The 12,123-nt window shown below is 71.4% G+C and carries 15 protein-coding genes; 8 read left to right on the top strand and 7 right to left on the bottom strand.

The features are described from left to right. Positions 1–155: 155 nt before the first annotated feature. The gene (locus J4573_RS14445; protein ID WP_208255941.1) at positions 156–596 is read right to left on the bottom strand and encodes a hypothetical protein; all 441 of its coding nucleotides are present in this window, start codon (positions 594–596) and stop codon (positions 156–158) included. 268 nt (positions 597–864) lie between these two features. On the opposite strand from J4573_RS14445, the gene J4573_RS14440 reads away from it, so the two are divergent. Together J4573_RS14440 and J4573_RS14435 are read left to right on the top strand one after the other, a co-directional pair. Next, on the top strand, positions 865–1,335 hold the full coding sequence (locus tag J4573_RS14440) for a MarR family winged helix-turn-helix transcriptional regulator (RefSeq protein WP_208255940.1): 471 nt from the start codon (positions 865–867) through the stop codon (positions 1,333–1,335). Positions 1,336–1,405: 70 nt separating this feature from the next. Then, positions 1,406–1,741 (top strand): hypothetical protein, encoded by a 336-nt coding sequence (locus J4573_RS14435; protein ID WP_208255939.1) that lies wholly within the window; start codon positions 1,406–1,408, stop codon positions 1,739–1,741. 90 nt (positions 1,742–1,831) lie between these two features. Here the strand turns inward: J4573_RS14435 and J4573_RS14430 are convergent, their stop codons facing one another. Genes J4573_RS14430 through J4573_RS14420 form a run of 3 tightly spaced genes read right to left on the bottom strand, consistent with a single transcriptional unit; the run spans position 1,832 to position 5,194 of the window. Continuing rightward, positions 1,832–2,407, bottom strand: a complete 576-nt coding sequence (locus tag J4573_RS14430) for a TetR/AcrR family transcriptional regulator (protein WP_208255938.1) — start codon at positions 2,405–2,407, stop codon at positions 1,832–1,834. 4 nt (positions 2,408–2,411) lie between these two features. Then, the gene (locus J4573_RS14425) at positions 2,412–4,529 is read right to left on the bottom strand and encodes a YhgE/Pip domain-containing protein (RefSeq protein ID WP_208255937.1); all 2,118 of its coding nucleotides are present in this window, start codon (positions 4,527–4,529) and stop codon (positions 2,412–2,414) included. Continuing rightward, the gene (locus J4573_RS14420) at positions 4,526–5,194 is read right to left on the bottom strand and encodes an ABC transporter ATP-binding protein (protein ID WP_243772964.1); all 669 of its coding nucleotides are present in this window, start codon (positions 5,192–5,194) and stop codon (positions 4,526–4,528) included. The genes J4573_RS14425 and J4573_RS14420 overlap by 4 nt, the downstream gene beginning before the upstream one ends. 138 nt (positions 5,195–5,332) lie before the next feature. Between J4573_RS14420 and J4573_RS14415 the strand changes: the two genes are divergently transcribed. After that, positions 5,333–5,701 (top strand): DoxX family protein, encoded by a 369-nt coding sequence (locus J4573_RS14415; protein ID WP_208255936.1) that lies wholly within the window; start codon positions 5,333–5,335, stop codon positions 5,699–5,701. On the opposite strand, the gene J4573_RS14410 is transcribed toward J4573_RS14415, so the two are convergent. From J4573_RS14410 to J4573_RS14400, 3 genes are read right to left on the bottom strand one after another with little or no spacing between them, the layout of a single operon-like run. Then, entirely contained in the window at positions 5,688–6,845 is a 1,158-nt protein-coding gene (locus tag J4573_RS14410; protein WP_243773051.1) for a lipid-transfer protein, read from the bottom strand. The genes J4573_RS14415 and J4573_RS14410 overlap by 14 nt on opposite strands. A gap of 29 nt (positions 6,846–6,874) precedes the next feature. Continuing rightward, positions 6,875–7,312 carry a Zn-ribbon domain-containing OB-fold protein gene (locus J4573_RS14405; protein WP_208255934.1) on the bottom strand — a complete coding sequence of 146 codons (438 nt, stop codon included), beginning with the start codon at positions 7,310–7,312 and terminating at the stop codon, positions 6,875–6,877. Then, positions 7,309–8,532, bottom strand: coding sequence for an MFS transporter (locus tag J4573_RS14400; RefSeq protein WP_208255933.1), 1,224 nt, complete (start codon positions 8,530–8,532; stop codon positions 7,309–7,311). The genes J4573_RS14405 and J4573_RS14400 overlap by 4 nt, the downstream gene beginning before the upstream one ends. 81 nt (positions 8,533–8,613) lie before the next feature. On the opposite strand from J4573_RS14400, the gene J4573_RS14395 reads away from it, so the two are divergent. From J4573_RS14395 to J4573_RS14375, 5 genes are all read left to right on the top strand, one after another. Then, on the top strand, positions 8,614–9,516 hold the full coding sequence (locus J4573_RS14395) for a LysR family transcriptional regulator (RefSeq protein WP_208255932.1): 903 nt from the start codon (positions 8,614–8,616) through the stop codon (positions 9,514–9,516). Positions 9,517–9,590: 74 nt separating this feature from the next. After that, complete coding sequence (locus J4573_RS14390) at positions 9,591–10,358, top strand: SDR family oxidoreductase (RefSeq protein WP_208255931.1); 768 nt, start codon at positions 9,591–9,593, stop codon at positions 10,356–10,358. Between the two features lie 34 nt (positions 10,359–10,392). Further along, positions 10,393–11,349 (top strand): LLM class F420-dependent oxidoreductase, encoded by a 957-nt coding sequence (locus J4573_RS14385; protein WP_208255930.1) that lies wholly within the window; start codon positions 10,393–10,395, stop codon positions 11,347–11,349. Positions 11,350–11,485: 136 nt separating this feature from the next. After that, a complete protein-coding gene (locus J4573_RS14380; RefSeq protein WP_208255929.1) occupies positions 11,486–11,785 on the top strand; it encodes a Fe-S cluster assembly protein HesB in 300 nt (99 codons plus the stop codon). A 136-nt stretch (positions 11,786–11,921) separates the two neighbouring features. Continuing rightward, on the top strand, positions 11,922–12,122 hold the full coding sequence (locus tag J4573_RS14375) for a hypothetical protein (RefSeq protein WP_208255928.1): 201 nt from the start codon (positions 11,922–11,924) through the stop codon (positions 12,120–12,122). Position 12,123: the final 1 nt, after the last annotated feature.

Below are 12,123 nucleotides of genomic sequence, written 5' to 3'. Positions count from 1 at the left end.
GCCGTTCGGAACGGGCCGGGGAAACAAGGAACGCCCCGGCCCCACGGGGATGGGCCGGGACGTTCGCACTTGAGGCGGGGGGATCTTGTGAATCCGTTCACAAGATATAACGCGTGTTTACTTGACGATTCATCCACACTCCGGGGTGAGCTCGGTCACGCCGCGAGCGCGTGCGCCTCCAGGGTCAGTTCGACCTCGGCGCGCCGGCCGTCCAGGCCGGTCGCCTCCTTCGGCAGCCGCCAGCTGACCTCGTAGGAGACCTCGCGGTCGGTGCCGTCCCCGCGGCCCGTCCAGCGGCCGATGCCGCGCTCGAAGCGGTCGCGTCCGGCCAGGTCGGCGAGGGTGCCGCTGAAGACCGGGAAGGGCAGCAGCCCGCGGGACCGCTCGAAGATCCCGATGTGCAGGCGCCTGGCGAGCTGTCCGTCGTCGGGGCTGACGGCCGCGTAGAGGGCGACCGCGGCGTCGGCGTCGCCGCGGAACCTGACCGTGAAGGTCTCGGTGCCGCGTTCGCCCGGGACGAGGTCGCCCAGGCTGAAGTGGGTGGTCGCGGTGGCGCCGGGCGTGAGGGCGACCGCGTCGGTGGAGAGCGTGTGCATGCTCAAGATGAGCCCCCGTTCTGGACTCGTGAAAGATTTCACAAGCTCCCGGGCGGGTCGGCCCCGGATCCTTGTGGGAGCGGGGCCTGTCGGGGAGCCTGGTTAGCAGCCCTAACAAAATCCATGATATGTCGTGTCCGGACGAACTGATGGCCCCGCGGGTGTCTGGTTCGCCACACGGGCAGGCTGGCTCCCATGACGGCAAGGAGCTAGACTCTCTTCACAAGAGTCGCTCTACTTTAGAGAAATTTTGAAAAGGGGTGCTGGAGTGACGACGCCGGAGCGCGAGCAGAAGCTGCGGGAGCTGGAGGAGGCGATCCAGCGCGGCACGATGTGGACAGTGCTCCTGCACCACGCCACCGCCACCAAGGCGGGCATGAACGTCACCGACGCACAGTGCATCAACGCGCTCCACCTGGACGGCCCGCAGACCCCGGGCCAGCTCGCGCAGCTCATGGGCATCACCACCGGCGGCGCGATCACGGCCGTCATCGACCGCCTGGAGAAGGCCGGCCACGTCAAGCGCACCCGCGACCCCGACGACCGGCGGCGCGTCATCATCGAGCTGGTCCCCGAGAGCCTGGAGCGGTTCGGCCGCTACTTCGGCCCGGTCGCGACGGCCTTCGACGACGAGGTCGCCAAGCTCGACGACGACAAGGTCCAGGTGCTGATCGACTGGATGAAAGAGAACAACGCGCTGATGCCCAAGGTCATCGACGAGGTTCGCCGGATGCCGTGATCGTCCGACGGGCCATGATCGCCTAGCGTGATCAACTAGGGTGCTGCCTGCCCCCCGTATCAGGAGCACCATGGACATCCCCGGCTACGAGCTCATCGACGTGCTGGGCGCCGGCCGGGGCAAGCACGGCCGCGAGGTGTTCGCGATCGCCGCCATGCCGCCGGACGGCCAGACCGGGGACAAGAACCTGCTCGCCAAGAACCCGACCGTCCGCAAGGTCTGCTCCAGGAAGATCCTGACGCGTTCGCTCCAGGGCCCCTTCGTCAAGTACCGGTCGTGGAAATGGCAGATCGACGTGCTGCCGCCGTCCAAGGACGAGTTCGAGCGAGGCTCGCGCGTCTACCGCTGCATCGCCGAGACGCCCGGCTACATCGACATCACCGGCGCCAAGTTCCGCCCCCGCTGACCTCATCCCGCCGGCCCCAACACGCCGATCTTGCTCTCAGCGCCCCTCAACCCGCCGAAATGGGGCGCTGAGAGCAAGATCGGCGTTGGTTCAGCCGGCTAGGCGGCCCCTCAGCAGGTCCATGAGGGTGGCGTGGATCTCCGTTCGGGGGCGGTCGGGCTGGAGGGTGCGCCAGTCGAGGGCGACCGTGATGACCATCCCGAACACCGCCGACGCCGCGATCCCGATGTCCAGGTCCTCGCGCAGCTCGCGGGCCGCGACGGCCGAGCGCAGCACGTCGGCGATGACGCCGACGGCCTGCTCGCGGATGAGCCGGGCGGCGTGCCGCCAGTCGCCGCCCGACCGCCAGGCCTCGGCGATCAGCAGGCGGGCGAACGACTCGTGCTCGCCGATGAAGGCCAGCTCGGCGCCGACCACGGCCTCCAGCGCGTTCAGCGGCGTGCGCCCCTCGGCCGCCTCGCGCAGCGCGGTCGCCAGCCGTTCGATGCCGTAGTCCAGCAGCGCCGAGAACAGTGCCGCCTTGCTGCCGAAGTTGTAGTAGACGGTCCCCTTGGCGACGCCCGCGTGCTCGGCGATCTGGTCCACCGTGGTCGCGGTGAAGCCGTTCTCGGCGATCAGCTCGATCGCCGAGGTGAACAGCCGCTCGCGCGTCGTCGTCCTGCTCATCGCCTCAGAGTTTCAGTGCGGGGTGCAGACGCTTGACCGTCCACACGCGGTTCTTGCGGGCGGCGAGCGCGGTGAGCGCCAGCCCACCGATCAGGAACGCCGCCAGGACGGCACCACCTTGCCACACCGGCGTCATCGTCCCGCCGCTGATCAGGTGCCGTACGGCGGTGACGACCCAGGGCATCGGCAGGAACGGCTGGATCGACTGGAAGAAGCCGGGGCTCGTCTCGATCGGGTAGGTGCCCGCGGCCGAGGTCAGCTGGAGCATGAGGAGCGCCAGCGCGATGATGCGGCCGACCGGTCCGAAGCGGGCGTTCACCCACTGGATGACGGCCAGGAACGCGGCCGAGGCGAGGGACAGGAACGCGATCAGGCCGAGCCAGTGCGCGGCTTGCAGTCCGAGGGCGAAGTGCAGGACGGCCAGGACGACGCCTACCTGGGCCACACCGATCGCCGCGGCGGGAAGCCAGCCCGCGAGCGCGACGCGCCAGGCGGGGGCCGTGCTCGCGAGCGCGCGCGGGCTGAGCGGCCGCAGCAGCATGTAGATGACCATCCCGCCGACCCACAGCGCCAGCGGCACGAAGAAGGGCGCGAACCCGGTGCCGTAGTTGGGCGCCTTGTTGTCGGTGGCGCTGGCCAGCTTGACCGGGCTGCTCATCATGTCGGCGCGGTCAGCGCGCTCCTGGTCGCCGTACGAGGGGACCTCACGTGTGCCCTTCTTCAGGCCGCTCGCGAGTTGTCCATTGCCGTCGGCGAGCTTCTGGCTGCCGGTCGAGATCTGCGCGAGTGCGGTGTCGAGGGTGACGGCTCCGTCCGAGAGCTGCCCGAGGCCGCCGGTCAGCTTGGCCGTTCCGGCGAGGGCCTGGCCGGTGCCCGCGTCGATGCGGGAGGCGCCGGTGGCGACCTGCCGGGCGCCGCCGTTCAGGCGGTCGACGTCGCGGCGGGCGGCCTCGACCTTGCCCGCCAGGCGGGGCGCGTCGGCGGCGACCTTGCGGGCGATGGTCTCGGCCTTGTGGGCGTCGGCGGCGAGCTTCTTGAGGTCGGCGGTGTGCGCCTGGATGAACGTGTCGACCTGGCGTGCGATGTCGACGACCTGCGCGGCGGCCCGGGTCAGCTCGTGCCGCACGTTCGACGGCACCTCGGGGTGTGCGGCCAGGTAGCGGTCGAGGTCGGCCTGCGCGGTGCGCGCCTGGCGGAGGGCATCGTGGGAGCGGGCGGGCAGTTCGTTGGCGGCGCCCGCGAGCTTGTCGGCGCCCTCGGCGACGATCAGCGCGGCGGAACGGATCTCCGGCGCGTGCTCGCGCAGGAGCGGGACGACGGTGTCGCTCGCCTGGTCGACCACGGTGGTGAGGCGCTGCATGCCGTCGGCGACCTGGCGGCTCCCGTCGGAGAGCTGGCCGGTGCCGTCATGGAGCGTTCCAAGGCCGGACGTGAGCTGCTTGCCCGCGCTGTGCGCCTGGCCCAGGCCGTTCGCCAGCTTGCCCGCGCCGTCGTGCGCCTTGCCGCTGCCGTCGGCGAGCTCGCCCGCGCCGCCCGCGAGCTTCCCCGCACCGTCGGCGGCCTTGCCGAGCTCGCCGTGCAGCTTGCCGAACGAGACGAAGATCTGGTCGAAGTAGCCGTTCGTCGCCTTGCTGCCCGCGGCGGTGCTGACCTCCTTGAAGGCCGCCTGCGCGAGCGTGCCGACGACGTAGTTGTTGGCGTCGTTCATCCGCAGCTTCAGCGCCGCCGTCGTGGGAGAGCCCGAGCCGCTGGGGGAGGCGATGTGCGAACTGAAGTCGGACGGGATCGTGAGCGCCATGTAGTAGCGGCCGGACCGCACGCCGTCCTCGGCGGTGCTCTCGTCCACGGTCTTCCAGTCGAAGACCTTGCGCTTCTTCAGCTCGTCGGCGAGGTCGGCGCCCGCGTGAACGGTCCTGCCGCCGGCCTTGGCGGGGTGGTCGTCGACGACGAGCGCGACGGGCACGTGCTGGAGGCGGGCGTACGGGTCCCAGAACGACCACAGGTACAGCCCCGCGTACAGCAGCGGCAGCAGCACGAGGCCTGCCACCGCGATGCGGGTCAGCCGGTTGCGGGAGAAGCGGCGCAGCTCCAACCCGCCTGAGTGCAGAGCGGGGAGTCTCATCGGGAGGTCACCTTCGCAGCGACGGGAAGCCGGACGATCTGGGCGAGATCTTCGGCGGGGGCGGGGTCGTGGCAGGTCGCGACGAGGGTCACGCCGGACTCGGCTATGGCGTGCAGCCGCTGCCACAGGGCGCGCTGCATGTCGGCGGGCAGGCCCTCGTCGACGTCGTCCAGCAGGAGCAGCCCGGGCTCGCCGACCAGGGCGATCGCGGCGCCGAGCAGCTGTGTTTCGTCGGGGGCCAGGTCCTGGGCGAGCGTCTTCGGGTCGATGTCGAGGCCGACGCGTTCGAGGGCCCGGCGGATGCGCGCGTCGCGTCCGCGCCACCGGCCGAAGAACCCCTCGCGCAGGTCGAGCGCCTCGCTCAGGTGCTCGCGCGCCGACAGCGTGGGCTCCAGCTCGTTCACCCCGGCGACCACGCCGAGGGCGGCGACCCGCTGCACGGCGCGCAGGTCGCGGGCGAGCCACAGCCCGCCGACGCTCGCCTCGCCCTCGGTGGGTCTCATCCGGCCGCCCAGGGTGAGGAGCAGGGCGGTGCGACCGGAGCCGGCGATGCCGCTCACCGCCGCCAGGCCGCCCGCGGGCACCTTCAGCACGACGTCGTGGAAGACCCATCCGCGGGCCCCGCGCAGCGAGAGCCCCTGGGTCTCCACCCGTACCGCAGTCATGTTCCGACCTCATTTTTAGACTGACTGGTCAGTCTAAATTTACGTCCGCATGACCCGGATCGATACCGCGCCCGGTGGTGAGGTCCGCCACGTCGGGCGCTCTATTAGACCTTCGGTCTCATATGGCAGACTCTGCGCATGACGGAATCGTCCCGGGCGGCCCGGAACCTGGCCGTGCTCATGGCATCTGCGGGCGTCACGCACTTCGTGCTGCCCAAGCCCTATGACGCGATCGTTCCCGAGCAGCTGCCCGGCAAGGCGCGCACGTGGACCTACCTGAGCGGCGTGGCCGAGCTGGCGTGCGCCGCCCTGGTCGCCAACCCGAAGACACGCCGCAAGGGCGCGCTCGCTACCGCCGCCCTGTTCGTCGCGGTCTTCCCGGCGAACGTGAAGATGGCACGGGACTGGCGCGACAAGCCGCTGCCGCTCAAGGCAGGGGTGTACGCGCGCCTGCCCGTGCAGGTGCCGCTCGTGGCGTGGGCCTTGAAGGTCGCTAGCGGACGGTGATGATCGCCGAGCCGTGGCCGAACAGGCCCTGGTTGACGGCGATGCCGGTACGGGCGTTCTCGACCTGACGGCCCTCGGCCTGGCCGCGCAGCTGCCAGGTGAGTTCGCAGACCTGCGCGATCGCCTGCGCCGGGATGGCCTCGCCGAAGCAGGCCAGCCCGCCCGACGGGTTGACCGGGATGCGGCCCCCGATCGCGGTCGCGCCCGAGCGGAGCAGGTCCTCGGCGCCGCCGACCTCGCACAGGCCGATGTCCTCGTACCAGTCCAGTTCGAGCGCGGTCGACAGGTCGTAGACCTCGGCCACCGACAGGTCCTCGGGCCCGATCCCGGCCTCCTCGTACGCCGCCTGCGGCAGCGCCGAACGGAACGGCACGTCGGGCGGCGGAACGGTCATCGCCGAGTCGGTGGCGAAGTCGGGCAGGTCGATCACGGTCTTGGGGAACGTCGGCGTGACCGTGGACAGCGCCGGGATGCGCACCGGGTCGGTGACGCCGTGCCGGCGGGCGAAGTCCATCGAGGTCAGCACGATGGCCGCGCCGCCGTCGCTGGTCGCGCAGATGTCCAGCAGCCGCAGCGGGTCGGCGACGACGGCCGACTCGCGGACGTCCTCGGCCGTGACCTCCTTGCGGTAGCGCGCGTTCGGGTTGGACAGGCCGTGCCGGGCGTTCTTGACCTTGACGGCCGCGAAGTCGTCGAGGGTCGCGCCGTGCAGCGCCATCCGGCGGCGCGCGGCGAGCGCGAAGTAGATCGGGTTGGTGGCGCCGAGCAGGCGGAACCGCAGCCAGTCCGGGTCGTCGGGGCGATCGCCGCCGACCGGCTTGAAGAACCCCTTGGGCGCGGCGTCGGCGCCCACCACCAGCGCGACGTCGCACAGCCCGGCGAGGATCTGCGCGCGGGCGTTGCCGATCGCCTGGGCGCCGGACGCGCAGGCGGCGTACGAGCTGGAGACGCGGGCGCCCGACCAGCCGAGCGCCTGGGCGAACGTCGCGCCCGCGATGAAGCCCGGGTAGCCGTTGCGGATCGTGTCGGCGCCCGCGACGTACTGGACGTCCGGCCAGGACAGGCCCGCGTCGGCCAGCGCGGCGCGCGCCGCCGCCAGGCCGTACTCCACGAAGTTGCGGCCCCACTTGCCCCACGGGTGCATGCCCGCACCCAGGACGGCGATGTCGTCGGTCACTGCACCGGCCTCCACTTCCACACCGTGTAGGTCGCCTCGTCGTCCTCGTAGAGCGTGTCCTCGGTGAGCTCGACCGGCATGCCGACCTCGAGGTCCTCGACGCCGACCGTGGCCTGGCCGAGCACGACGATGCGCTCCTCGGTCAGCTCCACCGCCGCGATGGCGTACGGCACGAACGGTTCGGGGGAGACGTAGGGCGGGGGCGGCTGGTAGCGCGCGTCGGCGTACGACCAGACCGTGCCGCGGCTGGAGAACGCGTACTCCTGCAGCTCCGAGCCATCCTTGGGGCCGGTGCAGCCGGGGTTGCGGCAGGCCAGTTCGTTGCGGGGGAAGTAAGGGGTGCCGCAGGACGAGCAGCGGGTCCCGAGCAGCCGGGTCCCGCCGTCATCGGTCCTGAACCAGCCCTCGATGGCGGGCCGACGTGGAGTGCTCACCCGCGTAGCTTACCAACCAAGCGACCGTTCAAATCAAGGGCGGCCACCACCGCGACCGCCAGCAGCGCGAGCACATAGAGCCCCGTACCGGCCCAGTGCGTCCGGTCGTAGGCGACGCCGCCCATAGAACCGCCGACGCTGCTGCCCATGTAGTAGGAGAAGAGGTAGAGCGCCGAGGCCTGGGCGCGGCCGGAGGAGGCGAGCGCCCCGACCCAGCCGCTGGCCACCGCGTGCGCCGCCATGAAGCCGCACGTGAACATCAGCAGCCCGGCGGCCACCAGCGGCAGCGACGCCGGGAACATCAGCGCCAGCCCGGTCGCCGCCAGCAGGACCGCGCCGAGCAGCACCGGCCGCCGCCCGAACCGGTCGGCCAGCATCCCGGCCCGCGCGGAGGAGAACGATCCCGCCAGGTTGGTCACCGCGATCAGCCCGACCACGCCCTGCGGCAGGCTGAACGGCGCCTCCAGCAGCCGGAACGGTAGGAAGTTGAAGACGGTCACGAAGCCGCCCATCAATACCAGCGCCGTCAGGTAGAGCCGCCGCAGCCCAGGCTCGCGCAGGTGCGTGCGCAGCGCCCGGTGGTCGGCCCGGCCCGGCGCGAAGAACCGCGACGGCGGCAGCAGCGCCCAGAACAGGACCGTGAACCCGAGCGTGACCAGGCCCGTCGCCGCGAACGCCCACCGCCAGCCCGCCACGTCGGTCACCAGCGCCGGAATGACCCGCCCGAGCACGCCGCCGATCGCCGTCCCCGCCACGTACCGCCCCATCGCGCCGCCCAGCGACGAGGGGTGCACCTCCTCGGCCAGGTAGGCCATCGCGACCGCCGGCACCCCGGCCAGCGCCACGCCCTGCGCGGCCCGGACGACCGCCAGCGCGGTGAACGTGGGGCACAGCGGCAGCAGCAGCCCGACCGCGACCGACGCGAACGAGGACACCAGCATCACGCGGGTCCGCCCGTACCGTTCCGACAGCGAGCTCACCGGGATGATCGCCAGCGCCAGCGCGCCGGTGGCCAGCGAGACCAGCAGGCTGGCCTGCGACGGCGAGACGCTGAGGTCGCCCGACAGTTCGGGAAGCAGCGCCTGCGCGCAGTAGAGCGAGATGAACGTGGTCAGCCCGGCGGCGAAGAGCGCGAGGTTGACGCGGCGGAGTCCGGGGGAGCCGAGCCGGTGGCGTTCGGCCTCGGTGGCGGGGGCGGGGGCGGGGGTGAGGGCGACCATGACGTCCAGGTTCGATCCACCACACCTCATGCGTCCAATGAATCTCTTTTCTCAAACTGATGCGTGACTAGCATGAAAGCCATGGATCTGGAGACCGTGCGCTGGTTCCTGGCGGTGGCCGAGCTCGGGCATGTGACCAACGCCGCCGAGGAACTGCGCATCTCACAGCCCGGGCTGTCGCGCGCGATCGCCCGGCTGGAGGCCGAGCTGGACGTGCCGCTGTTCGATCGGGAGGGGCGCGGCGTGCGGCTGAGCCGGTACGGCGAGGTGTTCGTCGAGCACGCCCACCGCCTGGTCGCCGAGGAGGAGTCCGCCCGCCGCGCGCTCGCGCAGGCCACCGACCCCGAGAGCGGCGAGGTCGCGCTGGCGTTCCTGCACACCCAGGGCGCCGGGCTGGTCCCCGAGCTGCTCGGGGCGTTCCGGCGCGACCATCCGCGGGTGACGTTCCGGCTGATCCAGGGCGGGAACGATCTGATCGAGACGGCCGTCCGGAGCGGCCGGGCGGATCTGGCGATCTCCAGCCCGCGCCCGCAGGGCCCCGAGCTGGAGTGGGCGCCGCTGGTGACCGAGCGGCTTCAGCTGGCGGTGCCCGCCGACCACCGGCTGGCGCGGCGGAAGCGGGTGAGGGTGAACGAGCTGGCGGACGAGACGTTCATCGGGATCCGGCAGGGCGGCGGGCTGCGGGCGATCCTGGAGCGGCTGGCGGCCGAGGCCGGGTTCCGGCCGCGGATCGCGTTCGAGGGGGAGGAGCTGCAGACCGTGCGGGGGCTGGTCGCGGCGGGGCTGGGCGTCGCGCTGGTGGCACCGCTCCACGGTGATCATGCCGACGAGGTCCCGGGCGTTCACCATGTGGCGCTGGCCGACCGCGGCGCGGTCCGCACGATCGGGCTGACCTGGGTGTCCGTACGGACCAGACCGCCCGCGGTGGAGGCCTTCCGGCGGTTCGTCGTCGGCCGGTCGCAATGTCGGGAGCGAGATAACTGACTCGTCAGTCACTTCGATACAGTGAAACCGAGCCGGATTCTGATGGCGCGATCTCGGACAGCGGAGGAGTGGGAATGCGGACTGGACTGCAGGGCAAGACCGCCTTGATCACGGGCGGCTCGCGGGGCATCGGCAAGGCGATCGCCGCCGGCCTGGCCGCCGAGGGGGCCAACGTCGTGCTGTCCTCGCGCAAGCAGGAGGCGCTGGACGAGGTCGCCGCGGAGCTCCGCGCCGCCCACCCCGAGGTCGGCGTGCTCGCCAAGGCCGCGCACGTGGGCGACGCCGAGCAGGCCGCCGCGTGCTTCGACGCCGCGATCGCCGAGTTCGGCGGCGTGGACGTACTGATCAACAACGCCGGCACCAGCCCGCACTTCGGCTCCATGGTCGACATCGAACCCGCCGCAGCCGAGAAGACCGTGCAGGTCAACCAGTTCGCGGTCGTCCAGTGGACCCAGCTGGCCTGGAAGAAGTCCATGCGGGAGCGCGGCGGCTCGATCATCAACATCGCCTCGGTCGGCGGCCTGGTCACCGAGCACGGCATCGGCTACTACAACGCCACCAAGGCCGCCGTCATCCACATCACCCGGCAGTTCGCGATGGAGCTCGCGCCGAAGGCGCGGGTCAACTGCATCGCGCCCGGCCTGGTGAAGACCGCCCTCGCCCGCGCCCTGTGGGAGAACAACGAGGAGCAGATCAGCAAGTACATGCCGCTCGGCCGCATCGGCGAGCCCGAGGACATCGCCAACGCCGCCGTCTTCCTGGCCGGCGACACCGCCTCGTGGATGACCGGGCAGACCATGGTCGTCGACGGCGGCGCCGTCATCCGTCCCTCCATCGCCTGACCGCATCAGCCAGAAGAGGAAGAGGAGAGCGCGCATGTCCCGCTGGGGTCTGACCATTCCGCTGACCGGCGTTCCGCTGGCCGAGCACCAGCAGATCATCTCCGAGCTGCCCGACCTGGGCTACACCGACGCGTGGTCGGCCGAGACCAACGGCACCGACGCGTTCACCCCGCTGGCCCTCGCCTCGCAGTGGGCGCCGAGCCTGCGCCTCGGCCCTGCGATCGTGCCGGTCTACACGCGCGGCCCGGGCCTGCTCGCCCAGCAGACCGCGACGCTGGCCGACCTGGCCCCCGGCCGGTTCGTGATGGGCATCGGCACCTCCTCCGACACCATCGTCGAACGCTGGAACGGCATCCCGTTCGAGGAGCCCTACAAGCGCGTACGCGACACCCTGCGCTTCCTGCGGACCGCGCTCACCGGCGAGAAGGTCAAGCAGGAGTACGACACCTTCACCGTCAAGGGCTTCAAGCTGGAGAAGGCGCCCGAGACCCCGCCCCCGATCGTGCTCGCGGCGCTGCGGCCCGGCATGCTGCGGCTGGCGGCGCGCGAGGCCGACGGCGCGATCACCAACTGGCTGGCGCCGCACGACGTCCGTACCGTGCGCGGCGAGCTCGGCGAGGACCCCGAGCTGATCGCGCGGCTGTTCGTCTGCCCGACGGGCGACGCCGCCGAGGCGCGCGCGATCGGCCGCTGGATGATCGCCGCGTACATGACCGTCCCGGTCTACCGGGCCTTCCACGAGTGGCTCGGCCGCGGCGAGGCCCTCAAGCCGATGAACGACGCGTGGGCGGCCGGCGACCGCAAGAAGGCGCTGGAGGTCATCCCGGACGAGGTCGTCGACGATCTCATCGTGCACGGCTCGCCCGAGGACTGCGTCGCCCGCGTGCGCGAGTACGTGGACAACGGGCTGACCACGCCGGTGCTGGCGATCGTTCCGGGCGGCGGCCTGTCCCCGCTGGACGCGGTCCGCGCCCTCGCCCCCACCTCGTGATCTTTACCTCGCGTTGACCCGGGACGGCCGGTGCTTGCCTGGAACGTTCTGTAGTCGATGTTTACATGCGTGATTCCCGGGGAGGGTGGGGCAGGTCCGAGCTCTGACATCGAGAAACCCATCGGAGGAGCTGATCGTGCTCACCCTCACCAGCGGCGCTGTCCAGGTGATCCGTACCGTCACCGCCAACCCGGAACTGCCGCCGGAGACCGGTATCCGTATCGAGCCGGGGAACGACGGCTCCGACGCGCTGCGCCTGTCGGTCGCGTCGTCCCCCGAGGCCGGTGACCAGATCGTCGAGGAGGAGGGCGCCCGCGTCTACCTCGAATCGAACGTCGCCACGCTGCTCGACGACAAGACCCTGGACGCCGAGGTCGACCAGCAGGGCGACGTGGCGTTCACCATCGCCGAAGGCGGCCAGCCCGCCGCCACCTGATCGCGGCGCCGAGACGACTCGACGTGTAGCGGCCGCATCCGCTAGTGGCCGCTCCGCCAGAGAAACGTGGGCCGCGGTGCGCTGGATTCGTGGTGGTGCCCAGCGCACCGCGGCTCCGTGCTGCGAAACTGGTCCCGTGACCGATGCCGGGGACGACCAGCCGCCCGACACCGACCGGCCGTCACGGGAGGAGCTGGACCAGCAGGTGCGCGATCACTACGGCACGTGGCGCGACCAGCCCAAGGGGCTGGCCTGCGTGGTGATCGCCGCCTTCGGGATCCTCACCACCGTGGCCTTCGGCCTGGCGATCCTCGCCTTCGTCCTCGCCGTTCGCTGAC

The sequence above is a fragment of the Actinomadura barringtoniae genome (assembly GCF_017573505.1).
GTDB lineage: Bacteria > Actinomycetota > Actinomycetes > Streptosporangiales > Streptosporangiaceae > Spirillospora > Spirillospora barringtoniae.
The sequence above is the reverse complement of the archived record's forward strand: the minus strand, read 5'-3'. Positions and strand labels throughout refer to the sequence as shown.